The sequence below is a fragment of the Pseudomonas sp. FBCC-B545 genome, from assembly GCF_059134095.1.
This window is the reverse complement of sequence record NZ_CP101441.1, coordinates 762,211-783,462: the sequence shown is the minus strand read 5'-3', so window position 1 is coordinate 783,462 and position 21,252 is coordinate 762,211. Positions and strand designations below refer to the sequence as shown.

The window sequence follows — 21,252 nt, the reverse complement described above, 5'->3', positions numbered from 1 at the left end:
GTTCAGGAGACTTTTCATGCGTATCGCTTCCCGTGTCATCGGCGCTGCATTAGCCGTCACCCTGCTGAGCCAACTCACCGCCTGCGGGTCGATTTTCTATCCCGACCGCCGTGGCCAGATCGACGGCAAGATCGACCCGGCCATTGCCGTACTCGATGCCGTCGGCCTGCTGTTCTACGTCATCCCCGGCTTGATCGCGTTTGGGGTCGACTTCGCCACGGGTGCGATCTACTACGAACCCGGCAAGACCGCTCAGGTCGCCCCCGAGAAACTGCACCAGGCCATCGGCGCCGACGGCCAGGTCGACAACGCCAAGCTGCAGAGCATCATCCAGAAGGAAACCGGCCGTACCTTGCCGCTGGACGACCCACGGCTGATCCAGTTCAAGGGCAGCGTGCAGCAACTGGCGTCCCTGGGCCTGCAACCCGCCGCGTAAGGACAGCCCATGACCAGCAGCCCCGAACACGCCAGGCTCCTGCGCCTGGCCACTCGCGCCTCGGTGGGCGTGGCCTGTGTGCTGATTATCACCAAGGCCATTGCCTGGTGGCTCAGCGGCTCGGTGAGCATGCTCGCCGGGTTGACCGACTCGCTGCTCGATGGTGTGACCTCGCTGTTGAACCTGCTGGCGGTGCATTACGCCCTGCGCCCGGCCGATGACGATCACCGTTATGGGCATGGCAAGGCGGAATCGCTGGCGGGTATGGCCCAAGCGTTGTTTATCGCTGGCAGTGCGGTGCTGATTGCGCTCCAGGCGTTTGAACGGCTCAAGCATCCCGAGCCCGTGGGCGCGCCATGGCTGAGCATTGGCGTGATTGTCTTGTCCCTGGCGCTGACCGTGGCCCTGCTGATGCTGCAACACCGTGTGGTGCGCGAGACCGGTTCGAACGCGGTGCGCGCCGACTCGCTGCACTACCGCTCGGACTTGCTGCTCAATGGCAGCATCCTCATCGCACTGGTGTTGGCGGGCTTCGGCTTTCATCAGGTCGATGCATGGTTTGGCCTGGGCATCGCCGCCTACATCCTGTGGAGTGCGATCCAGATCGCCCGGGAAAGCTTCGCGGTGTTGATGGATGAAGAGCTACCACCGGACGTCAGCCAGCACATGCTGGAACTGGCCCGTGGCGTGCCCGGGGTCCTGGGCGCCCACGATTTGCGCACGCGCATCTCCGGCAGCCACTGGTTTGTGCAGTTGCACCTGGAACTGCCGGGGGAACTGACGTTATCGGTGGCCCATGGCATCAGCGACCAGGCCGCCGACGCCATTCACCAGGCCTACCCGCGTGCCGAAGTGCTGGTGCACGCCGACCCGCTGGAAGTGGTCACCGGCAACAAGACCTAGTACTGCACCTGATACCCGCGACTGCCCAGGCAGTTGCCCTGGGCCTGGCGGTAGGTTTGCACCACCGCCGGGTCGGGGGCATAAGTGACGGTGCGCGGGTCGAAGCCACTTTGTTGCACGGCCCAGCGATAACAGTCGTAGCCGTCCTGCTGCACCTGGGCCGGGGACTGGCCGTTGGCGGGATAGGCAACCACGTCATAACCATTGCCTTGCGGCGCCGGCTGGGGTGATGGCACTTGCGCTGGCGGTTGCACCACCACGTATTGCTGGGTGCTTTGCTCATAGGCGTAATAGGCGCCAGCGGCAAGGAACAAGAGTGAGCCACCTACCCACACTTCACGCGCGTAGTCCGGCAGGTACTGCACACGAATGCCATATGGCGGCGTCACCACCACGTAGCGCGGCCCTTGGGGACGATACCAGTAGCCGCCGGAAAAGAAGTAGTCCTGGCCACGGTAAGGCACGCGGTAATTACGGTCAGGGAAGCGATCCACCACGTAACCGGGACGGTGCTGCGGGCCTGGGCCCCAGCCATTGCCGTGCCCGTCGGGGCGGCCAGGCCAGCGGTTATCACCGGGACGATCATAACCAGGCCGCGAACCTGGGCCGCCAGCCTCCCAATGCCGGTTGTCGTCGTTGCGTCGGGGGATATCACGGTAATAACCCTGGCGCGGCTCCTGGGTCTGACGCACGGTATCGGGCCGGCCCTGGATCGGCAGGTTATTGGAGGGTTGCGGCTGCGGTGCCGGTCGCCCTGGCTCATTACCTTGAGGGCGGCCTTGCCATTGACCCTCGTGCTGGCCGCCGCGATCAAAATGCGGGTTTTGTGGGCGTGGTTGATTGTTTTCAGGCCGTTGCCCCGGGCCCGGTGAGTTATCGCGCTCGTCAGCCATTACCTGCGTGCCGACGCTGACCACCAGCAAACCAACACCTGCCATACGCCAGATGCGCTTCATGCTATTCCTCACTGCGGATTAGGGCCTTACAGATGAGACTGGAAAAGCCCCACCCGGTTCTCAGGCAGGTTATCAGTCGCGGGCAGTATTTTCTCAAGGCAAAAGAAAAGGGGTGACCCGTCGGCCACCCCTTGAGAACTTCGTCCATGCTCAACGCTTTTGACGTTGGCTCACCTCACGCCGTCTTGTGGACAGTGTGCAGCCTGGAGGCCGGCTCAACCCTGCTGGGGCGGCGGCCGCAGCGGGCCTGATTGGGCGCGCTGCTGTGGACTGTTGTCCAGGCGGTGATTCTGTTGATAAAGATACCCGCCAACGCCCGACGGATGATTGCGAAGATTGCGTTAATAAACAGTGCTTGCGCAATTTTTAACCCTTCATGGATAATTCAACGCAATAGTTACGACAAAGGCCAACCCAATGAGCAAGCTTGACCGATACGACCTGAGTATTTTGGCGGAATTGCAGCGCGACGCGAGGATCTCCAACCAGGAGCTGGCCGAGCGTATCGGCCTGTCGCCTTCGCCCTGCTCACGCCGGGTCAAGCAGCTGGAAGACGACGGCTACATTGCGCGCCAGGTTGCCTTGCTGGATCGCAAGATGCTCGGTCTGAGCCTGACGGCCTACGTATTGATCGGTATGGACCGGCACACGCCGGAGCGCTTCGAGAACTTCGAGGCGGCAATCCGCACCTTGCCCCAGGTGCTGGAATGCAGCCTGGTGACAGGCATGGATGCGGACTATCAGCTAAAGGTCGTGGTGCCGGATATGGATCACTATCAAAAACTGCTGCTGGGCCATCTGACCCGCATCGAAGGCGTGACCAGCGTGCGTTCCAGCTTTGTTCTCAACCAGGTGCTCAACAGCACCGAACTGCCCCTGACCCACCTGCGCACTTAAGGTCGGTGAAGGCCAAATGTGGGAGGGGGCTTGCTCCCGATAGCGGTGGGTCAGTTGATAAATAACTCACTGACACTCAGTCATCGGGAGCAAGCCCCCCTCACATTTTGACCGCGTACGACTCAAGTCAATGTTGCGTCTGTGACGCTGCCGTATACTGCTCGCTTGTCTTGCTGGAAGAGTCCCATGAACAACATCGACCCCGCCCTGTTTGAAGAATGGATGATGACCGGCCTGGTCACCATCCTCATTATTTTCATGGGCTTCATCGTCTGGGACCTGGCAAAGAAATCCAAGGCCGGGCGCTTTGGTTCGTTCATCCTGTTCTTCGTGCTGGGCCTGGGCGTGGCCGCGTTCATCATCAAGAGCGTGGTGATCGGCCTGATCGAGTCCGGTGCTCTATAAACGCGCCGGTACCGCCTTCCATTGGCCTTGGTCCAGGCCGTCGATAGACCAGTCACCAATGCGCACGCGCACCAGTCGTAACGTCGGCAGGCCCACCGCCGCGGTCATGCGCCGGACCTGGCGGTTACGCCCTTCGCGAATGACCAGCTCCAGCCAATGGGTCGGCACACTTTTGCGAAAGCGTACCGGCGGGTTGCGCGGCCATAACGCGGGTTCATCCAGTAGCCGCGCCTCGGCAGGCAAGGTCATGCCGTCATTGAGTTCCACGCCATCGCGCAGGCGTTGCAGCTGTTCTTGCGTCGGCTCGCCTTCCACCTGCACCCAATAGGTTTTCGCCAGCTTGTGCCTGGGGTCGGCAATACGTGCCTGCAACTGACCGTCATTGGTCAGCAACAGCAGGCCTTCGCTGTCACGGTCCAGGCGCCCCGCCGGGTAAATGCCGAGAATGTCGATAAAGTCCTTGAGGGTCGCACGCCCACCTTCGTCGCTGAACTGGGTCAGCACGTCGAACGGTTTATTGAACAGGATCAGCTTCGGCTCGGACGGTGGCGCCTTGGCGACACGACGGGCAGCGGCATGTGGAGGTTTCACGCCAGGGCGGCGTGAATCAGGTCGGGTAGGACGGGGCATGGCAAAAGGAACATCTAGCGGTCAGGACCCACAATGCTAGTGGCCTGACCGCCAAATGACCACCCCAACCGTTTAGCGGAACGGCGGCTCGTCGAAGCTGCGCAATTTACGCGAGTGCAACGAGTTGAGTTCGGTGCGCAACAGATCGACCGCCTCGATGCCGATTTTCAGGTGCTGGCTGACCGCACGCTCATAAAACGCGTTGGCCGACCCCGGCAGCTTGATCTCGCTGTGCAAGGGTTTGTCCGAGACGCATAACAAAGTGCCGTAGGGCACGCGCAGACGGTAACCCTGGGCAGCGATGGTGCCGCTTTCCATGTCCACGGCCACGGCGCGGGACAGGTTGATCAACGGACGTTCCTGGGCCCAGCGCAGTTCCCAGTTGCGGTCGTCGTAGGTCAGCACGGTGCCGGTGCGCAGGCGTTTTTTCAGTTCTTCACCTTTTTCGCCAGTAACATTCGCCGCGGCTTGCTGAAGGGCCAACTGCACCTCGGCCAGGGCCGGGATCGGGATGTTCGGCGGCACCACACGATCAAGAATGCCGTCACGACGCATATAGGCGTGAGCCAGTACGTAGTCACCGATGGTCTGGGATTGGCGCAGGCCGCCGCAGTGGCCGATCATCAGCCAGCAATGCGGGCGCAGCACCGCCAGGTGGTCGGTGATGTTCTTGGCGTTGGATGGGCCGACGCCGATATTCACCAGGGTCACGCCGTGACCATCGCTGGCTTGCAGGTGATAGGCAGGCATCTGGTAGCGGTGCCAGACCACGCCTGCGGCAATCGCCGAGGCCTCGCCGTGGTCCATGCTTTTGTCGATCACCACGTTGCCCGGCAACACCATGCGGATAAACCTTGGGTCGCTGCGCAGTTGTTCCAGGCCGTGCAGGATGAACTGGTCAACGTAGCGGTGGTAGTTGGTCAGCAGGATCCACGGCTGTACATGGCGCCAGTCGCTGCCGGTGTAGTGCACCAGGCGACGCAGGGAAAAATCCACGCGGGCCGCATCGAACAGCGCCAAGGGCAACGGATCGGTGTTTTCCCAATCGTAGAGGCCGTCGGCGATGCCATCCGTGGCGGCGGACAGGTCGGTACTGGGGAAGACCCGGGCCAGGGTCGCGGCGGTTACGCCGGAGCCGGCCAGTTCGTCGCCCTGCTCCACCACGTAGGGGTAAGGGATGTTCTGCTGGCTGACGCCCACTTCTACCGTCACGGTGAAATCGTGCATCAGCGGCACCAATTGTTCGAGCAAGTACTTACGGAACGCGGCCGGGTGGGTCACGGTGACGCTGTAGGTGCCGGGTAACTGGACCTTGGCATACGCCCGGGTGGTCTGTGGGACTTCGCCATGGCAGTGGTAGGTCAGGCGCAGTTCCGGGTAGCGAAACAGCGCGCGTTGTGCGGCGTCGGGTTCTATGCGGTCCTTGAGGTATTGCTTGAGGGCTTGATTGAGCGCACCGGTAGCACGCTCATGCAGGGCCGCCAGCCGGTCCACGGCCTCTTCGGCGGTTTTAACGACAACAAAAGCTTCGGTCACGGTAAGCATCCTGTGTTCTGGACTTGCAGGTCTTTATCTTGCCTGTATCCAGGCTTCACCGAAACACCAGGATTGGATTGCATTTAAAATGTGGGAGGGGGCTTGCCCCCGATAGCTGAGTGTCAGTCAGTATATTATCAACTGACACGCCGCTATCGGGGGCAAGCCCCCTCCCACATTTGACTGTGTTTATTCAGGAGAATGGGGGTGTAGATCGCTGGACGATCGCCTCCACATCCACTCCACGCGGCAAGGTGCCGTACACCCGACCGGACGATTCGCCCAGGCGGCTGGCGATAAACCCATCGCTGACGGCTGCATTCCCGGCCTCCAACAACAACTTGGCCTGCACTGCCACAGCGATATCCTCGGTCAACTGCCGTGCGCGGTACTGAATGTCCTGGGTGTCCATAAAAGCCGACTTCAGTTGCTCGATATGCCGCGTCAACAGCCGGTCGCCGTGCCCATCGCCCAGTTCGACAAACAGCACCTCCAGCACACCCGGTTCTTTCGACAGTGCGCGCAGCACGTCCAGGCATTGCACGTTACCCGAGCCTTCCCACGTCGAGTTCACCGGCGCCTCACGGTACAGGCGCGGCAGGATGCTGTCCTCCACATACCCGGCACCGCCCATGCATTCGGCGGCTTCGTTGATCATCGCGGGCGCACGCTTGCAGATCCAATACTTGCCCACCGCCGTGACCAGCCGGGCGAACTTGGCTTCCTGCTCATTATCAAGATGATCCAGCGCGCGGCCCATGCGCAGGCTCAAGGCCAGGGCCGCTTCGCTTTCCAGGGCCAGGTCGGCCAAGACGTTTTGCATCAGCGGTTGTTCGCTGAGTAGGCGGCCGCCGACCAAGCGATGGGCACAGTGATGGCTGGCCTGGGTCAGCGCCTGGCGCATCAAGGCGCTGGAGCCGACCATGCAATCGAAACGGGTCATGGCAACCATTTCGATGATGGTCGGTACGCCACGGCCTTCTTCGCCGACCATCCAGGCCAGGGCGCCGCGAAACTCCACTTCGCTGGAGGCATTGGAGCAGTTGCCAAGTTTGTTTTTCAAACGCTGGATATAGAACTGGTTGCGCGTGTCATCCGGGCGCTGTCGGGGCAGTAGGAAACAGGTCAGGCCCTTGTCGGTCTGGGCCAGGGTCAGGAAGGCATCGCACATCGGCGCCGAGCAGAACCACTTGTGGCCCACCAGTTCGTAGGCCTGGCCGGGACCGCCTGCGCCAACAGGATAGGCGCGAGTGGTGTTGGCGCGCACGTCGGTGCCGCCCTGCTTCTCGGTCATGGCCATGCCGATGGTGGCGCCGGCCTTGTGGGCGATACCGACGTTGCGTGGGTCGTATTGGGTATTGAGGATCTTCGGCAGCCAGAGGTCCGCCAGGTCCGGTTGCAGGCGTAGCGCCGGGACGCAGGCGAAGGTCATGGTCAACGGGCAACCGGTGCCGGCTTCGGCCTGGCTGTGCAGATAGGTCATCGCCGCACGCGCCACATGGGCGCCGGATTGCGGATGAGCCCAGGGCAGCGACGGCAGGCCATGCTCAACGGCGGTACGCATCAGTTCGTGATAGGCCGGGTGAAATTCCACCAGGTCAATGCGGTGGCCGTAACGGTCATGACTGCTGAACACCGGTTTGTTCTGGTTCGCCAGGAACCCGGCCTCCATCAACGGCCCGCCGGCCAGCGCACCGTAGGCATCGATACGCGATTGCGCCCAGCCGGCGCCAAAGCGGCGCGACCATTCTTGCAGGGGCAGATCGATGCGGTACAGGTTGGTGCCGTCCAGGGACGGTGGCTGGTTGGTGACGTCGTGGGTTTCAGCAAACTGATGCAGGTTCATGACGGGCCTCCTGGAAAAAGGCCACATCGATTTCAGGCTGTCTGTAGGAGCGAGCTTGCTCGCGCCTACACAAGGCACCGTTCGATTGAGGCCGGTTATTTCAGTTAAGCACCGACCTTACGCTCAAAAAAGTGGCATACCCGCCGAATGTTCGGCGCTTTCGCCCTCTGTCGTGCACAGCACATGGCGCTCCAGCACGGCCTGCAAGGCGTCGAAACGCAGGGGTTTGGCCAGGCGATCGGTCATGCCGATGCCGTGGCAACGCTCACGTTCCGGCCCATCGGGCGAGCTACTCAGGGCGATCACCGGCAACTCACCGCAGCCGGGCAAAGCACGAATCTGACAGCACAACGAGAAACCACCTTCAGGTATGTCCAGCAGCACTGCATCAAAACGCTCACCCTGCAGTTCTACCAGTGCGGCCGGGCCGTTAACCAAGGTTTTGACCCGGTAGCCCAGTTTGAGCAGCATGCCACGCACCGCCAACTGGCCTACGCTGTTGTCGTCCACCAGCAGCACCTTGCATTCATGGGGCGAACGTTGGGCGTGGTGCACCGGCGCGCTCTGCCTGAGTTGCCCAGGCGCAAGGCCGACGTCCAATTCCAACTGAAAGCGGCTGCCTTTGCGCGGCTCCGAATGATGGGTCAAACGCCCGCCCTGCAGTTCAATCAACTGCCGGCAAATCGCCAAGCCAATGCCCAGGCCACCGTATTCACGGGTCGTCGAGCCGTCGAGTTGGAAGAAGCGCTGATACAGCGTGGCCTCGTCTAGAAAGGCAAAACCGATACCGGTGTCGGTCACGATAAAGCTCAGGTGCAGTCCGCCATCCGCTTGGGGCACACCGACCACACGCAAGCGCACAACACCTATATGGGTAAATTTGAACGCATTGTCCAACAGGCAATCCAGGCATTGGAGCAGCTTGCCCGCATCGCCGATAACGCGGTCCGGCAGTTCATCCGCGACGTCGATGGAAAACTCCAGGCCCTTGGCTTGGGCACTGGCGGTAAACTGCTGGCGCAAAGTATCAAGCTCCCCCCGCAGGCTGAACACTTGGGGCTGTGCCACCAGGCGGCCGGCCTGCAGTTCGGTCAGGGTGAGGATGCCGTTGACCATGCGCATCATGTCCCGTGCCGAGCCGGCGGCGGTTTGTTGGTACTGCGCCAGATCATCGGCCAGGGGGACGGTCTGCATCAGCTCCAGAGAACCGATCACACCGTTCATCGGCGTACGCAGTTCGTGGGTCAGGGTGGCGAGGAATTCATCTTTGAGGCGATTACTGCGGGCCAGTTGCTGGTTGAGCGCCTCGAGCTTCTGGCTGGCGTCGAAGAGGATTTGCGCCTGCTGCTCACGCATGCCGTTGATGCGGTCGGCCAAGGCCAGGGACAGCAGCGCCACTTCAATGGCCGAGCCGATCTGGCTGGCATACATGGTCAGGAACACGTTAGGCAGGTAGCCCAGCACCATCAGGGTGTTGACCACCCCGCCAAGCAGGAATGCCGACCAGGCGATGATGAAGTAGCGCGCCATACGCTGCCCGCAGTACCAAGCCTTGATGGCGGCGACAAAGATGGTCACGGTAAATACCAGCGCCAGGCCCGTGGCCAATCGCAGGGCCACGGCGTAGCTGGTCAGCAGCGCCAGCGCCATCACCAACCCACCACAGGCTGCCAGCGCCAGCAGCATCCGGTTGAGCCAGCGACTGTGCTGCGCGGTGTGCAGGAAGCTGCGGGCGAACAGACTGCCGAACAACGCCGCCGAACCGATCAGGAACGGCACCGCCGCATTCGCCCACCATGGGTTGTTCGGCCAGAAGTACTGCACCGCGACGCCATTGACCGAGAGCTGGTACAAACCGAACGACGCAATATAGAGGATGTAATAAAGGTAGCTGGTGTCGCGCACGCTCAGGTAGATGAACAGGTTGTAGATCAACATGCCCAGCAACACACCGTAAATCGCCCCGAGCACATACAGGCGCAGCGGCTGTTCTTCCAGGTATGCCGTACCCGCCCATAACGTCAACGGCGCCTGGATCGAGCCTTGGCTTTGCAAGCGTAGGTAGAGCGTCTGTTGCTGGTCGGGCAGGAAGTTGAGCTTGAACAGGTAGTTGCTCTGGCTCACTTCACGGCTGGAAAACGGCAAGGCGCTGCCGGTCCGGGCGGTCAGGCGGTAGCTACCGGTGTCGTCGCTCTGGTACAGGTCCAGGCGATTGAGCGGCGGATAGGCCAGCTCCAGAAACCAGGCGCGTGGTGCACGAGGGTCCTTGGCGGTGTAATGCAGGTTGACCTTGAGCCAGAACACCGAGCGCGAATAACCGGCGTTGAGGGTGGCTTTGTCATGGGTCTTGAACTGGGCGGCGTAGGCGGGGGAGCTGACATCGGCGATGGTGAGGGTATCGGTGGGGTCTTCCAGCACTTGCATGACCCGGCCCAGCGGCAGGCTTCGCGTGTCCGGGTGGAACTCGACGGCGCTGGCGAGCATCGGCAGCCCGCACAAGATAAAGATCAGCAAATAGCGCATAAAGCCCCAGCGTGGCCTGCCCGGCTGTGTCAAAAGCCCCCCATTCCTTTTGAGAAGACGTACACCGGCGATACAGTAAGTTGTTTGGGTGCACTTTAGCATAGCCATTAAAGGCCATTGGACAGCATTGAAATATTTTTTTGAAAGGCTCTAGATCAAGGCTTTCAGCATTTAAACTGCAGCTTCGAGCCGCAGAAAAACGTCGTAACTGCGGGCAGACTTCAACCATCGCCAGACGGCCACGCAAAAAGCGTTTGGTGGTAAGCTCGCGCACCATGAATATCTACAGCTCTCGCCCCGTTGTCCTCTGTCTCTCCGGCCACGACCCCAGTGGTGGCGCCGGCCTGCAGGCAGATATCGAAGCCCTGCTCGCCCAGGGCTGCCACGCCGCTGCGGCCGTCACCGCCCTGACCGTGCAGAATACGGTCAATGTCAGTGACTTCCGCGTGCTTGATCGCGAGTGGGTCATGGCCCAGGCCAATGCCGTGCTCAGCGACTCCGAAGTGGCGGCAGTCAAGCTGGGCATGCTCGGCTCCACCGCGATGGTCGACACCGTGGTCGAACTGCTGCAGGCGCACCCGCATCTGCCGGTGGTCTGCGATCCGGTGCTGCGCGCCGGCGGCGGCGGTAGCCTGGGCAAGGATGAAGTCGGCTACGCAATGCGCGAACGGCTGTTGCCACTGTCGTTGATCGCCACGCCCAACCTGCCGGAAGCCCGCATCCTGGCCGAGTTGCCCGACGGCAGCGCGGACGAGTGCGCCGAGAAGCTGTTGCCGTACATCAAGCACCTGCTGATCACCGGTGGCCATGGCGACGAGCATGAAGTGCACAACCGCCTGTACAGCCGCGACGGCACGCGCCGCACCTTTACCTGCCAGCGCTTGCCAGGCAGCTATCACGGTTCGGGCTGCACCTTGGCCAGTGCATTGGCCGGTCGCATCGCCCAGGGCGAAAGCTTGGCCAGCGCCGTGCAATCGGCCCTCAACTACACCTGGCGCACCCTGCGTGACGCCGAGCGACTCGGCCAGGGCCAGTACGTGCCGCGTCGGTTGCCGCTGGATTTCTGCTCGTAACCTATCGCCTGTCACAACAAGGGGCTTGCCCGATGAAACTACGTGGCCTTTACGCCATTACCGACAGCCAGCTCTTGGCCGGCAAGTTCCTCGCCTACGTCGAAGCAGCGCTGGACGGCGGCGTGACCTTGTTGCAGTACCGTGACAAAAGCAGCGACGAAGCGCGGCGCCTGCGTGAAGCGGAAAAACTGCACGAATTGTGTTCCCGCTATAAGACCCAACTGATCATCAACGACGACGCCGAGCTGGCGGCGCGCCTGGGCGTTGGTGTGCACTTGGGCCAGACCGACGGCCCACTGACCCCGGCCCGTGCACTGCTGGGCTCCAAGGCGATCATCGGCGCCACCTGTCACGACCAGATCGAACTGGCCGAACAGGCAGCCAGGGAAGGCGCCAGCTATGTCGCCTTCGGTCGCTTCTTCAATTCAACGACCAAACCCGGCGCACCTGCCGCCACCGTTGAAATGCTGGCCCAGGCCCGCGCGCGCTTGCAGCTGCCGATCTGCGTGATCGGCGGCGTCACCCTGGACAACGCCGAACCGCTGGTGGCCCACGGGGCCGACCTGCTGGCGGTGGTGCACGGCCTGTTCGGTGCCGACAGTACCCAGGAAGTCACGCGCCGCGCCCGCGCCTTCAACGACCTTCTTAAATATTCAGCTTAGAGAGCCCGATCATGTCCCGTTCCGAAACCCTGTTTGCCAATGCCCAGAAACACATCCCCGGCGGTGTGAACTCCCCCGTACGTGCGTTCAAGAGCGTGGGCGGCACGCCGTTGTTCTTCAAGCATGCCGAAGGCGCCTATGTCACCGACGAAGATGACAAGCGCTATGTCGACTACGTCGGCTCCTGGGGCCCGATGATCCTCGGCCACAGTCACCCGGACGTACTGGATGCGGTGCGCCAGCAGCTGCAACACGGCCTTTCCTACGGCGCGCCGACCGCCATGGAAACCGAGATGGCCGACCTGGTCTGCGCGATCGTGCCGTCGATGGAAATGGTGCGCATGGTCAGCTCCGGCACCGAGGCCACCATGAGCGCCATCCGCCTGGCCCGGGGTTTCACCGGCCGCGATAACATCATCAAGTTCGAAGGCTGCTACCACGGCCATTCCGACAGCCTGCTGGTGAAAGCCGGCTCCGGCGCGCTGACCCAGGGCGTGCCGAACTCTGCCGGTGTGCCGGCAGCCTTCGCCAAGCACACCCTGACCCTGCCGTTCAACGACATCGCCGCCGTCGAGCAGATGCTCAGCGAAGTCGGCCAGGACGTGGCGTGCATCATCGTCGAGCCGGTTGCCGGCAATATGAACTGCGTACCGCCGGCCCCGGGCTTCCTCGAGGGCCTGCGCGAGCAGTGCGACAAGCACGGCGTGGTGCTGATCTTCGACGAAGTGATGACCGGTTTCCGTGTCGCCCTCGGCGGCGCCCAGGCGCACTACGGCGTTACGCCGGACCTGAGCACCTTCGGCAAGATCATCGGTGGCGGCATGCCAGTAGGCTGCTTCGGCGGCAAGCGCGAGATCATGCAGCACATCGCTCCCCTGGGCCCGGTGTACCAGGCCGGCACCTTGTCGGGTAATCCGCTGGCGATGGCCGCCGGCCTGACCACCCTGCGCCTGATCAGCCGCCCGGGCTTCCATGCCGAGCTGACCGACTACACCACCCGCCTGCTCGACGGCCTGCAACAACGCGCCGATGCCGCCGGTATCCCGTTTGTCACCACCCAGGCTGGCGGCATGTTCGGCCTGTACTTCAGCGGTGCCGACGATATCGTCACCTTTGATGACGTGATGGGCAGCGATGCCGACCTGTTCAAGCGCTTCTTCCACCTGATGCTGGAAGGCGGCGTGTACCTGGCGCCGAGTGCCTTCGAAGCCGGGTTCACCTCGATCGCCCATGGCGAAGCCGAGCTGAAACTGACCCTCGATGCTGCCGAACGCGCCTTCGCGGCCCTGAAATAACTGACGGCACTCACTGACGTTGCCCCAGGCAGCGTCAGATTTGCTACTTTGCCTACAGATATTTCCTGCATTTTTCGAGAATTATCCTACAAACCGGCAGATATCTTGCCCAAGCAGCAGAAAAACGAGTAAAGACTTTGTAAGCAGGGGCCTGCTTATTTCATAATGCGCGCTGATTGGACTCCCCCGAGGGTCCGCGTGCCCCGTCAGAGGTAAGTCGATTCCCATGAAACGCACCGGCCGCACCCTGGTTCTGGGCTGCCTGTTGCTCCTTCAGCCGCTGCTGGCACATGCCCAGGCAGGCGGCAACTCGTTGTTAATCCCAGCGATGGGTCGCTGCACCCTCAATACCCAGCCAGACAGCCAGGCCGAAGCGCTGAGCGCGTGCCAGAAACAGGCTGATGACGGGGATGCGCAGGCGCAATACGAGTTGGGCGAGTACTACCACGACAGCAAGAACCCGGCCCTCGACCTCAACAAAGCGTTGAGCTACTTCGAGAAAGCCTCATTGCAGGGCCATGCCCAGGCGCAATTCCAGCTGGGTAAGATGTTCTTCCGCGGCGAAGGCGTGCCGGCCAATAACGTCCAGGCGTACATCGTGCTGAAAATGGCCGCAGTCAACGGTGCCGAAGACGCACTGGATACTGCCGACGAAGTTGCCGAGCACATGCAGCGCGATGAGCTGGAAGTGGCCACCCAAGTGCTGGGGCAGATTTTCCGCAATTACCTGCAGGAACTGCAGAGTGCCGATGGGCGCTCGCCCTTCTCACCCCTGCCCTGATTTCGGCCAGCCCCTTCTATTGCCATCGGTCTAACGCCCTACTTCTCAGGCATCGGCATCGGAAACGGCATGACATTGCTAGTGCCCCGCGCCTCGCTGATCTTCGGCGTGCCCAGGCGCTCGACTTCATCGATGCGTACGATCGAATGCATCGGCACAAAACTGCGCACCACGCCTTCGAACTGGGCCTTGAGCTTTTCTTCGCCCGGGTCGACGACCAACTGGGTGCGCTCGCCAAAGACGAATTCTTCCACTTCCAGGAAGCCCCACAGATCACTTTGATAGATCTGCTTGGCGTACATTTCGAACACCTGGCCCTGGTTAAGGAAAATCACCTTGTAGATTGGAGCTTCACGTTTGGTCATGGTGGGCGCGGAACACATGGGGATATAAAAGAGGGCGCGAACTATAGCATGGCACCCGATGCACAGCGCTAGGAACCGATGGGCATGCCCCCTATAATGCGCGGTTCTTTACCACCAGTTGACGATACCCATGGCCAAGAAGCTTTATATCGAAACCCACGGTTGCCAGATGAACGAGTACGACAGCTCGCGCATGGTCGACCTGCTGGGCGAACACCAGGCCCTGGAAGTCACCGCCCGCGCCGAAGATGCCGACGTGATCCTGCTCAATACCTGCTCGATCCGCGAGCGGGCCCAGGACCGTGTGTACTCCCAGCTGGGCCGCTGGCGCGAATTGAAACTGGCCAACCCGGACATGGTGATCGCCGTCGGCGGTTGCGTGGCCAGCCAGGAAGGCGCTGCGATCCGCGATCGTGCGCCCTATGTCGACGTGGTCTTCGGCCCGCAAACCCTGCACCGCCTGCCTGACATGATCGACGCCGCACGCATCACCAAGCTGCCCCAGGTGGACGTTTCGTTCCCGGAGATCGAGAAATTCGACCATCTGCCCGAACCGCGCATCGACGGGCCGAGCGCCTACGTGTCGGTGATGGAAGGCTGCAGCAAGTACTGCACCTTCTGTGTGGTGCCCTACACCCGCGGTGAAGAAGTCAGCCGGCCGTTTGACGACGTACTGTCGGAAATCATCCACCTGGCTGAAAACGGCGTGCGTGAAGTGACCCTGCTGGGCCAGAACGTCAACGGCTACCGTGGCCTGACCCACGACGGGCGCCTGGCCGACCTGGCGGAGCTGATCCGCGTGGTCGCCGCCGTCGATGGCATCGAGCGCATCCGCTACACCACCTCGCACCCGCTGGAGTTTTCCGACAGCCTGATCCAGGCCCACGCCGAAGTGCCGGAATTGGTCAAGCACCTGCACTTGCCGGTGCAATCGGGCTCGGACCGCATCCTGTCGGCGATGAAGCGCAACCACACGGCGCTGGAATACAAATCCAAGCTGCGCAAGTTGCGCGCCGCAGTACCGGGCATTTGCATCAGTTCGGACTTTATCGTTGGTTTCCCGGGCGAAACCGAGAAAGATTTCCAACAGACCATGAAGTTGATCGAGGACGTCGGTTTCGACTTCTCCTACTCGTTTGTTTACAGCCAACGCCCAGGTACACCTGCCGCGGACCTACTGGATGAAACCCCGGAAGCGCTGAAAAAGGAGCGTTTGAACGCGCTGCAACATCGCCTCAACCAACAGGGTTTCGAGATCAGCCGACAAATGGTCGGTTCGATCCAGCGCATCCTGGTTACGGATTACTCGAAAAAGGACCCGGGTGAATTGCAGGGCCGTACCGAGAACAACCGCATCGTCAACTTCCGTTGCGATGACCCCACCCTGATCGGCCAGTTTGCCGATGTGCATATCGATGCGGCGCAGCCACACTCGTTGCGCGGCTCGCTGATCAACTGATCTCGCGGACCGGATGAAGATCAAAATGTGGGAGCGGGCTTGCCTGCGATAGCGATGTATCAGTGCCATATGCGCCAACTGACCCACCGCTATCGCAGGCAAGCCAGCTCCCACAGGAGTTCTTCATGGTTATCGAGAGTGGGGCCAGTCTATTTAAGTGCTTTCGCACACCGGCGCCTGGCGTTATTCTCTCTCTCACCTCATCAGCCAAAGGGCGGCTAAAAGCAACCTTGAACGCACCCATAGCAGAACCCCATCGTTTTCTCCTCGAGCCTTTTGAGGCTCGCCGTTTCGCCAACCTGTGCGGACAGTTCGACGAGCACCTGCGCCTGATCGAACAACGCCTGAGCATCGAGATCCGCAACCGCGGCAATCAGTTCGAACTCATTGGTGAACCCCAACACACCACGTCTGCAGAAAACCTGCTGCGTCGCCTCTACCGCGAGACCAAGGGCAGTGAGCTGTCGCCGGAAACGGTGCACCTGTACCTGCAGGAGTCCGCCGTGGAAGACCTGGCCAACAACCCGGTGGCCGAAGCCAGCGTGGCCCTGCGTACCAAAAAAGGCATGATTCGCCCACGTGGCTTGAATCAGCAGAAGTACGTCAAGGAAATCCTCGGCAACGACATCAACTTCGGCATCGGCCCAGCCGGTACTGGCAAGACCTACCTGGCCGTGGCCTGTGCGGTCGATGCCCTGGAGCGCGAGCAGGTGCGACGCATCCTGCTGGTGCGCCCGGCGGTCGAGGCCGGCGAAAAGCTTGGTTTCCTGCCCGGCGACCTGGCCCAGAAAATCGACCCGTACCTGCGCCCGCTCTACGACGCACTCTACGAGATGCTCGGTTTTGAATACGTCGCCAAGCTGATCGAGCGCCAGGTGATCGAGATCGCTCCGCTGGCCTACATGCGTGGCCGTACCCTGAACAACAGCTTCATCATCCTCGACGAAAGCCAGAACACTACCGTCGAGCAGATGAAGATGTTCCTCACCCGTATCGGTTTCGGCTCCACTGCCGTGATCACCGGTGACGTCACCCAGGTCGACCTGCCCAAGGGCACCAAGTCGGGGCTGGCTCAGGTGATCGAGGTGCTCAAGGACGTGCCGGGCATCAGCTTTACGCACTTCATGCCCAAGGACGTGGTGCGCCATCCGCTGGTGCAGCGCATTGTCGAGGCCTATGAGCGCTTCGACCACAAGGACGACGCTCCGGCCAAGGACGTTCACCGCGATGCTTGAGCTAGACCTGCAGCTGGCCACCGAAGCGCCCGCCCCCAGCGAAGAACAGTTTCGTCAGTGGTGCACCCTGGCCTTGCGCCAACGCACTGCCGACTCGGAACTGACCATTCGCCTGGTGGACGAGCCCGAAGGCCGCGAGCTGAACCACACCTGGCGCCAGAAGGACTACGCGACCAACGTGCTGTCCTTCCCCGCCGACGTACCGGATGAGCTGCTGGATATCCCGTTGCTGGGCGATCTGGTGATCTGCGTCGAGGTGGTCGAGCGTGAGGCGAAGGAACAAGGCAAGGAACTTGAGGCCCATTGGGCCCATCTAGTCATCCACGGCTGCTTGCATCTCTTGGGTTACGACCATATAGACGATGATGAAGCCGAAGAAATGGAAACACTGGAACGAACGTTGCTTGCAGAACTGGGTCACCGTGACCCTTATGCAGACGACGAAAACTGATCAACACTCAACTGTCATATCAAAGGATTTAGAGTAATCGCTATGAGCGAAGACCGATCGAGCAACGGGCAGAAGTCATGGCTGGGTAAACTGACCCAGGCTTTTGCCCACGAGCCGAAAAACCGCCAGGAGCTGCTGGAGCTGCTGCGCGAGGCCCACCAGAACAAGTTGCTGGACAGCGAAGCGCTGGCCATCGTCGAAGGCGCCATTCAGGTGGCTGACCTGCAAGTACGGGACATCATGGTCCCGCGTTCGCAGATGATCAGCATCAAGGCGACCCAGACCCCACGGGAATTCCTCCCGGCCGTAATCGACTCGGCGCACTCGCGCTACCCGGTGATCGGTGAAAGCCATGACGACGTCATGGGTGTCCTGCTGGCCAAGGACCTGCTGCCGCTGATCCTCAAGGAGAACGGCGACAGCTTCAACATCAAGGACCTGCTGCGTCCGGCCACCTTCGTACCTGAATCCAAGCGCCTGAATGTGCTGCTGCGCGAATTCCGCGCCAACCACAATCACATGGCCATTGTGATCGACGAATACGGCGGCGTGGCGGGCCTGGTGACCATCGAGGACGTGCTGGAACAGATCGTCGGCGACATCGAAGACGAGCACGACGTCGAAGAAGACAGCTACATCAAGCCGCTGCCCAGCGGTGACTTCCTGATCAAGGCGCTGACGCCAATCGAAAACTTCAACGAGTTCTTCGACAGCGAATTCTCCGACGATGAGTTCGACACGGTCGGCGGCCTGGTGATGAGTGCGTTCGGGCATCTGCCCAAGCGTAACGAGACCACCGAGATTGGCGCCTATCGCTTCCGCATTTTGAATGCCGATAGTCGTCGTATCCATCTGATCCGTTTGACACCTATTGCCCGCTAAGGAATGACATGCAGCGCCTGAACCGCCCCGGCTGGCCCGGTAACTTGCTGGCCGTGGTGGCCGGCGCCATCACTACCCTGGCGCTGGCGCCGTTCGATATCTGGCCGTTGGCTCTGGTAGCGGTCGGCCTGTTCTATATCGGCCTGCGGGAGCTGACCCCCCGCCAGGCCCTGGGCCGCGGCTGGTGTTTCGGTTTCGGCCTGTTTGGCGCCGGCACCAGCTGGATCTACTACAGCATTCACCACTTCGGCGGCGCTTCGGTGTTGCTGGCGGGGTTCCTGATGCTGCTGTTTACCGCCGCCATCGCCTGGTTCTTTGCCCTGCCCGCCTGGTTGTGGGCGCGCTGGCTGCGCCGCAATGAAGCGCCGTTGGCGGATGCCCTGACCTTCGCCGCGTTATGGGTTGGCCAGGAAGCGTTTCGTGGCTGGTTCCTCACCGGCTTCCCCTGGTTGTACTCCGGTTACAGCCAACTCGACGGCCCGCTGACCGGCCTCGCGCCGCTGGGCGGAATGTGGCTGATTTCCTTCGCCCTGGCACTCACGGCAGCCCTGCTGTGCAACCTGCCGCGCCTGCTGGCAAGCAAGCGCAACGCCTTCATTGGTGCGGGCCTGGTGTTGCTGGTCGCCCCCTGGGCTATCGGCCTGGCGCTCAAGCACCACGCCTGGACCTCGCCCTCCGGCGATCCCCTGAGCGTCGCCGCCATCCAGGGCAACGTCGAGCAAAGCATGAAGTGGGACCCCCAGCAGCTCAATGCGCAGTTGGCGCTGTACCGCGATATGAGCCTGAGCTCCAAGCGTGTCGACCTGCTGGTATGGCCGGAAACCGCCGTGCCGGTGCTCAAGGAGTCGGTCGAGGGCTACCTGGGCATGATGGGCAAGTTTGCCGCCGACCGGAACACCGCGCTGATTACCGGGGTACCGATTCGCCAGGAAGTGCACCATGAGAAGCGTTACTTCAATGGCATTACCGTAGTCGGCGAAGGTGACGGCACCTATCTCAAGCAAAAGCTGGTGCCGTTTGGCGAATACGTGCCGTTGCAGGACATGCTGCGCGGGCTGATTGCGTTCTTCGACCTGCCGATGTCGGACTTCGCCCGCGGCCCTTCAGACCAGGCCATGCTTCAGGCCAAGGGCTATCAGATTGCGCCGTTCATTTGCTATGAAGTGGTGTACCCGGAATTCGCTGCCGGCCTGTCGGCCCAGAGCGACTTGCTGCTGACCATCAGCAACGACACCTGGTTCGGCCGCTCCATCGGCCCATTGCAGCACCTGCAAATGGCGCAGATGCGTGCACTGGAAGCCGGGCGCTGGATGATCCGCGCCACCAACAACGGCGTGACCGGGCTGATCAACCCGTTTGGGCAGATCACCGCACAGATCCCGCAATTCGAGCGTGGCATTCTCTACGGCGAAGTGGTGCCGATGCATAACCTCACGCCGTACCTGCAGTGGCGTTCGTGGCCGTTGATCATTGTGTGCTTGGCATTGTTTGGCTGGGCCCTGTTGGCTGGCCGGATGTCCAAAACCGTCTAACCGGACAAACACCAAACAAATGTGGGAGGGGGCTTGCTCCCGATAGCAGAGTGTCAGTATCAAATGTACTGACTGACACACTGCTATCGGGAGCAAGCCCCCTCCCACATTTTTATCCTACGGTGTTACTGATAAAACACCCGGTATCCCACCTGCCCCACCGCCTCATTGATCAACTGCCCGCTCTGCCACACCGCCTTGACCTCCGGCATCCAGCCGCCGAGCGGCCGGCCGTGGTCTACGCCCAGAAAGCCCACCGGCCCGGGCACCACAGTAAAACCGGCCTTCTCAAAGCTCCACACCGAACGCGGCATGTGCCAGGCTTGAGTCACCACCACCACACGCTTGATACCTTCCGGTAATAGAATCTCAGCGCTCATCTGGGCGTTTTCCCAAGTGGTACGACTACGCTCTTCCTTCCAGCGCACGCTGACACCGAAGTCATCCTGCATCGACACGGCCATCATCTCGGCCTCACTGGGCGGCGTGCCGTAGTGCAAGCCGCCACTGGTCAGCACCGGCAAACCTGACGCCTTGGCCAGTCGCGCCGCATAACGCTCACGCTCCAAGCCAATGCCGGTGGGCTGGTCGCTGCCCCAGGCAATATCCCCACGCTCACGTCCCGAGCCCAGCACCACAATTGCATCGGCCCGCTGGGCCAGCGTAGCCCAGTCTTCGCGAGCCAAAGGCGGCTCAGTCTCGAGGGCACGAGCGCCCCATTGCACCATCACCGGCAGGCTGATCAACCACATCCCGCCCAGTCCGAGGGCAAAACATAATCCGGCCAGGCGCGGGCGACTGCGACGAAACCACCAGGCAAGAACCAGCAACAGCAAGAAAATACCGGGCGGCAACAACAATTGCTTAATGAAATAACGAAAAGGCATCGGGCATCTCCAAAGATGCCCGAAGCCTAGATGCAACGGGGTTGAGCGACAATCTTTCTTTACCAGCCTGTTTCGAGAAAATTAACGGATGGCACTGTGCTTCACTTGCACCGTACGGACCGGGATTTTTCCGGGTCGCGACCGGCCGCCAGATCCTTCAGCCAGACAACCTTGGCCGAACGAAGAGGCTCTTGGGCTGGCGGGGAGGCCTGCCCATGAGAGGCGCGGTTGTGATTCAACTCCAGGTAGTTCTTGATCAGTTCAAGCTCCGCCTGGCTCAAGCCTCGCAACTCCAGCTCCAGAGGCCGTTCATCACGCAATCGGCCTGCGGTTCTTGCGGCATCCAATGCCCGACCCAAACGGTCGATCAATCCCTCATACAACTGCGGTTTCGTTAAAGTTCGCTGCGATTCAACCATCCCCTCACCTCATTGAAGAAATACTTGCTCCCCAATAAACAGCGTAGCCCCCGTTGCTGCGCCTGCCCGCTGCCGCGAC

General features: G+C 61.4%; 21 protein-coding genes. 13 read left to right on the top strand and 8 right to left on the bottom strand.

What is annotated here, in order from left to right:
• Nucleotides 1–16 precede the first annotated feature (16 nt).
• Nucleotides 17–436 carry a periplasmic Zn2+ metallochaperone PmcY gene (pmcY, locus tag NMB39_RS03695; protein ID WP_057012850.1) on the top strand — a complete coding sequence of 140 codons (420 nt, stop codon included), beginning with the start codon at nt 17–19 and terminating at the stop codon, nt 434–436.
• Nucleotides 437–445: 9 nt separating this feature from the next.
• A complete protein-coding gene (locus NMB39_RS03690; protein ID WP_057012851.1) occupies nt 446–1,339 on the top strand; it encodes a cation diffusion facilitator family transporter in 894 nt (297 codons plus the stop codon).
• Here the strand turns inward: NMB39_RS03690 and NMB39_RS03685 are convergent.
• The gene (locus NMB39_RS03685; RefSeq protein ID WP_306956481.1) at nt 1,336–2,295 is read right to left on the bottom strand and encodes a DUF6515 family protein; all 960 of its coding nucleotides are present in this window, start codon (nt 2,293–2,295) and stop codon (nt 1,336–1,338) included. The two genes, NMB39_RS03690 and NMB39_RS03685, sit on opposite strands and share 4 nt — an antisense overlap.
• 417 nt (nt 2,296–2,712) lie before the next feature.
• Here NMB39_RS03685 and NMB39_RS03680 point away from each other — a divergent pair, with 417 nt between their 5' ends.
• The gene (locus NMB39_RS03680; protein ID WP_003194418.1) at nt 2,713–3,192 is read left to right on the top strand and encodes an Lrp/AsnC family transcriptional regulator; all 480 of its coding nucleotides are present in this window, start codon (nt 2,713–2,715) and stop codon (nt 3,190–3,192) included.
• Between the two features lie 195 nt (nt 3,193–3,387).
• On the top strand, nt 3,388–3,597 hold the full coding sequence (locus NMB39_RS03675; RefSeq protein WP_025999909.1) for a DUF2788 domain-containing protein: 210 nt from the start codon (nt 3,388–3,390) through the stop codon (nt 3,595–3,597).
• Here NMB39_RS03675 and NMB39_RS03670 read toward each other — a convergent pair.
• The 4 genes from NMB39_RS03670 to NMB39_RS03655 form a co-directional block, all read right to left on the bottom strand.
• Nucleotides 3,592–4,227 (bottom strand): pseudouridine synthase, encoded by a 636-nt coding sequence (locus NMB39_RS03670; RefSeq protein WP_494339624.1) that lies wholly within the window; start codon nt 4,225–4,227, stop codon nt 3,592–3,594. The two genes, NMB39_RS03675 and NMB39_RS03670, sit on opposite strands and share 6 nt — an antisense overlap.
• Before the next feature lie 72 nt (nt 4,228–4,299).
• Nucleotides 4,300–5,772, bottom strand: a complete 1,473-nt coding sequence (gene amn, locus NMB39_RS03665) for an AMP nucleosidase (RefSeq protein ID WP_161796505.1) — start codon at nt 5,770–5,772, stop codon at nt 4,300–4,302.
• 184 nt (nt 5,773–5,956) lie between these two features.
• The gene (locus NMB39_RS03660) at nt 5,957–7,609 is read right to left on the bottom strand and encodes an acyl-CoA dehydrogenase family protein (protein WP_367235764.1); all 1,653 of its coding nucleotides are present in this window, start codon (nt 7,607–7,609) and stop codon (nt 5,957–5,959) included.
• Nucleotides 7,610–7,732: 123 nt separating this feature from the next.
• Complete coding sequence (locus NMB39_RS03655) at nt 7,733–10,132, bottom strand: hybrid sensor histidine kinase/response regulator (protein WP_494339625.1); 2,400 nt, start codon at nt 10,130–10,132, stop codon at nt 7,733–7,735.
• A gap of 275 nt (nt 10,133–10,407) precedes the next feature.
• On the opposite strand from NMB39_RS03655, the gene NMB39_RS03650 reads away from it, so the two are divergent.
• From NMB39_RS03650 to NMB39_RS03635, 4 genes are all read left to right on the top strand, one after another.
• Nucleotides 10,408–11,205, top strand: coding sequence for a hydroxymethylpyrimidine/phosphomethylpyrimidine kinase (locus tag NMB39_RS03650; protein ID WP_198719091.1), 798 nt, complete (start codon nt 10,408–10,410; stop codon nt 11,203–11,205).
• A 32-nt stretch (nt 11,206–11,237) separates the two neighbouring features.
• Complete coding sequence (thiE, locus tag NMB39_RS03645) at nt 11,238–11,867, top strand: thiamine phosphate synthase (RefSeq protein WP_057024467.1); 630 nt, start codon at nt 11,238–11,240, stop codon at nt 11,865–11,867.
• 11 nt (nt 11,868–11,878) lie between these two features.
• Nucleotides 11,879–13,162, top strand: a complete 1,284-nt coding sequence (hemL, locus tag NMB39_RS03640) for a glutamate-1-semialdehyde 2,1-aminomutase (RefSeq protein WP_057012857.1) — start codon at nt 11,879–11,881, stop codon at nt 13,160–13,162.
• Nucleotides 13,163–13,388: 226 nt separating this feature from the next.
• Entirely contained in the window at nt 13,389–13,943 is a 555-nt protein-coding gene (locus tag NMB39_RS03635) for a tetratricopeptide repeat protein (protein ID WP_057024465.1), read from the top strand.
• A 38-nt stretch (nt 13,944–13,981) separates the two neighbouring features.
• Here NMB39_RS03635 and NMB39_RS03630 read toward each other — a convergent pair whose 3' ends face one another.
• Nucleotides 13,982–14,308, bottom strand: a complete 327-nt coding sequence (locus NMB39_RS03630) for a DUF1820 family protein (protein WP_003194436.1) — start codon at nt 14,306–14,308, stop codon at nt 13,982–13,984.
• Between the two features lie 130 nt (nt 14,309–14,438).
• On the opposite strand from NMB39_RS03630, the gene miaB reads away from it, so the two are divergent.
• From miaB to lnt, 5 genes are all read left to right on the top strand, one after another.
• A complete protein-coding gene (gene miaB / locus NMB39_RS03625; protein WP_057024464.1) occupies nt 14,439–15,767 on the top strand; it encodes a tRNA (N6-isopentenyl adenosine(37)-C2)-methylthiotransferase MiaB in 1,329 nt (442 codons plus the stop codon).
• Between the two features lie 230 nt (nt 15,768–15,997).
• Complete coding sequence (locus tag NMB39_RS03620; RefSeq protein ID WP_043047963.1) at nt 15,998–17,002, top strand: PhoH family protein; 1,005 nt, start codon at nt 15,998–16,000, stop codon at nt 17,000–17,002.
• A complete protein-coding gene (ybeY, locus tag NMB39_RS03615) occupies nt 16,995–17,453 on the top strand; it encodes an rRNA maturation RNase YbeY (protein ID WP_057024463.1) in 459 nt (152 codons plus the stop codon). The genes NMB39_RS03620 and ybeY overlap by 8 nt, the downstream gene beginning before the upstream one ends.
• Nucleotides 17,454–17,495: 42 nt before the next feature.
• On the top strand, nt 17,496–18,335 hold the full coding sequence (locus NMB39_RS03610) for a CorC family transporter (RefSeq protein WP_010206772.1): 840 nt from the start codon (nt 17,496–17,498) through the stop codon (nt 18,333–18,335).
• Between the two features lie 8 nt (nt 18,336–18,343).
• Entirely contained in the window at nt 18,344–19,867 is a 1,524-nt protein-coding gene (gene lnt / locus NMB39_RS03605) for an apolipoprotein N-acyltransferase (protein WP_057024462.1), read from the top strand.
• Nucleotides 19,868–19,992: 125 nt separating this feature from the next.
• On the opposite strand, the gene NMB39_RS03600 is transcribed toward lnt, so the two are convergent.
• Both NMB39_RS03600 and NMB39_RS03595 read right to left on the bottom strand, forming a co-directional pair.
• Nucleotides 19,993–20,754, bottom strand: coding sequence for a YdcF family protein (locus NMB39_RS03600; protein ID WP_057024461.1), 762 nt, complete (start codon nt 20,752–20,754; stop codon nt 19,993–19,995).
• Nucleotides 20,755–20,855: 101 nt separating this feature from the next.
• Nucleotides 20,856–21,173, bottom strand: a complete 318-nt coding sequence (locus NMB39_RS03595) for a hypothetical protein (RefSeq protein WP_198719085.1) — start codon at nt 21,171–21,173, stop codon at nt 20,856–20,858.
• Between the last annotated feature and the right edge of the window lie 79 nt (nt 21,174–21,252).

Excerpts from the sequence above, each read along its gene's own strand:
- pmcY (WP_057012850.1), top strand. The coding sequence starts at position 17 with ATGCGTATCGCTTCCCGTGTCATCGGCGCTGCATTAGCCGTCACCCTG.
- NMB39_RS03690 (WP_057012851.1), top strand. The coding sequence starts at position 446 with ATGACCAGCAGCCCCGAACACGCCAGGCTCCTGCGCCTGGCCACTCGC.
- NMB39_RS03685 (WP_306956481.1), bottom strand. The coding sequence starts at position 2,295 with ATGAAGCGCATCTGGCGTATGGCAGGTGTTGGTTTGCTGGTGGTCAGC.
- NMB39_RS03680 (WP_003194418.1), top strand. The coding sequence starts at position 2,713 with ATGAGCAAGCTTGACCGATACGACCTGAGTATTTTGGCGGAATTGCAG.
- NMB39_RS03670 (WP_494339624.1), bottom strand. The coding sequence starts at position 4,227 with ATGCCCCGTCCTACCCGACCTGATTCACGCCGCCCTGGCGTGAAACCT.
- amn (WP_161796505.1), bottom strand. The coding sequence starts at position 5,772 with ATGCTTACCGTGACCGAAGCTTTTGTTGTCGTTAAAACCGCCGAAGAG.
- NMB39_RS03660 (WP_367235764.1), bottom strand. The coding sequence starts at position 7,609 with ATGAACCTGCATCAGTTTGCTGAAACCCACGACGTCACCAACCAGCCA.
- NMB39_RS03655 (WP_494339625.1), bottom strand. The coding sequence starts at position 10,132 with ATGCGCTATTTGCTGATCTTTATCTTGTGCGGGCTGCCGATGCTCGCC.
- NMB39_RS03650 (WP_198719091.1), top strand. The coding sequence starts at position 10,408 with ATGAATATCTACAGCTCTCGCCCCGTTGTCCTCTGTCTCTCCGGCCAC.
- thiE (WP_057024467.1), top strand. The coding sequence starts at position 11,238 with ATGAAACTACGTGGCCTTTACGCCATTACCGACAGCCAGCTCTTGGCC.
- hemL (WP_057012857.1), top strand. The coding sequence starts at position 11,879 with ATGTCCCGTTCCGAAACCCTGTTTGCCAATGCCCAGAAACACATCCCC.
- NMB39_RS03635 (WP_057024465.1), top strand. The coding sequence starts at position 13,389 with ATGAAACGCACCGGCCGCACCCTGGTTCTGGGCTGCCTGTTGCTCCTT.
- NMB39_RS03630 (WP_003194436.1), bottom strand. The coding sequence starts at position 14,308 with ATGACCAAACGTGAAGCTCCAATCTACAAGGTGATTTTCCTTAACCAG.
- miaB (WP_057024464.1), top strand. The coding sequence starts at position 14,439 with ATGGCCAAGAAGCTTTATATCGAAACCCACGGTTGCCAGATGAACGAG.
- ybeY (WP_057024463.1), top strand. The coding sequence starts at position 16,995 with ATGCTTGAGCTAGACCTGCAGCTGGCCACCGAAGCGCCCGCCCCCAGC.
- NMB39_RS03610 (WP_010206772.1), top strand. The coding sequence starts at position 17,496 with ATGAGCGAAGACCGATCGAGCAACGGGCAGAAGTCATGGCTGGGTAAA.
- lnt (WP_057024462.1), top strand. The coding sequence starts at position 18,344 with ATGCAGCGCCTGAACCGCCCCGGCTGGCCCGGTAACTTGCTGGCCGTG.
- NMB39_RS03600 (WP_057024461.1), bottom strand. The coding sequence starts at position 20,754 with ATGCCTTTTCGTTATTTCATTAAGCAATTGTTGTTGCCGCCCGGTATT.
- NMB39_RS03595 (WP_198719085.1), bottom strand. The coding sequence starts at position 21,173 with ATGGTTGAATCGCAGCGAACTTTAACGAAACCGCAGTTGTATGAGGGA.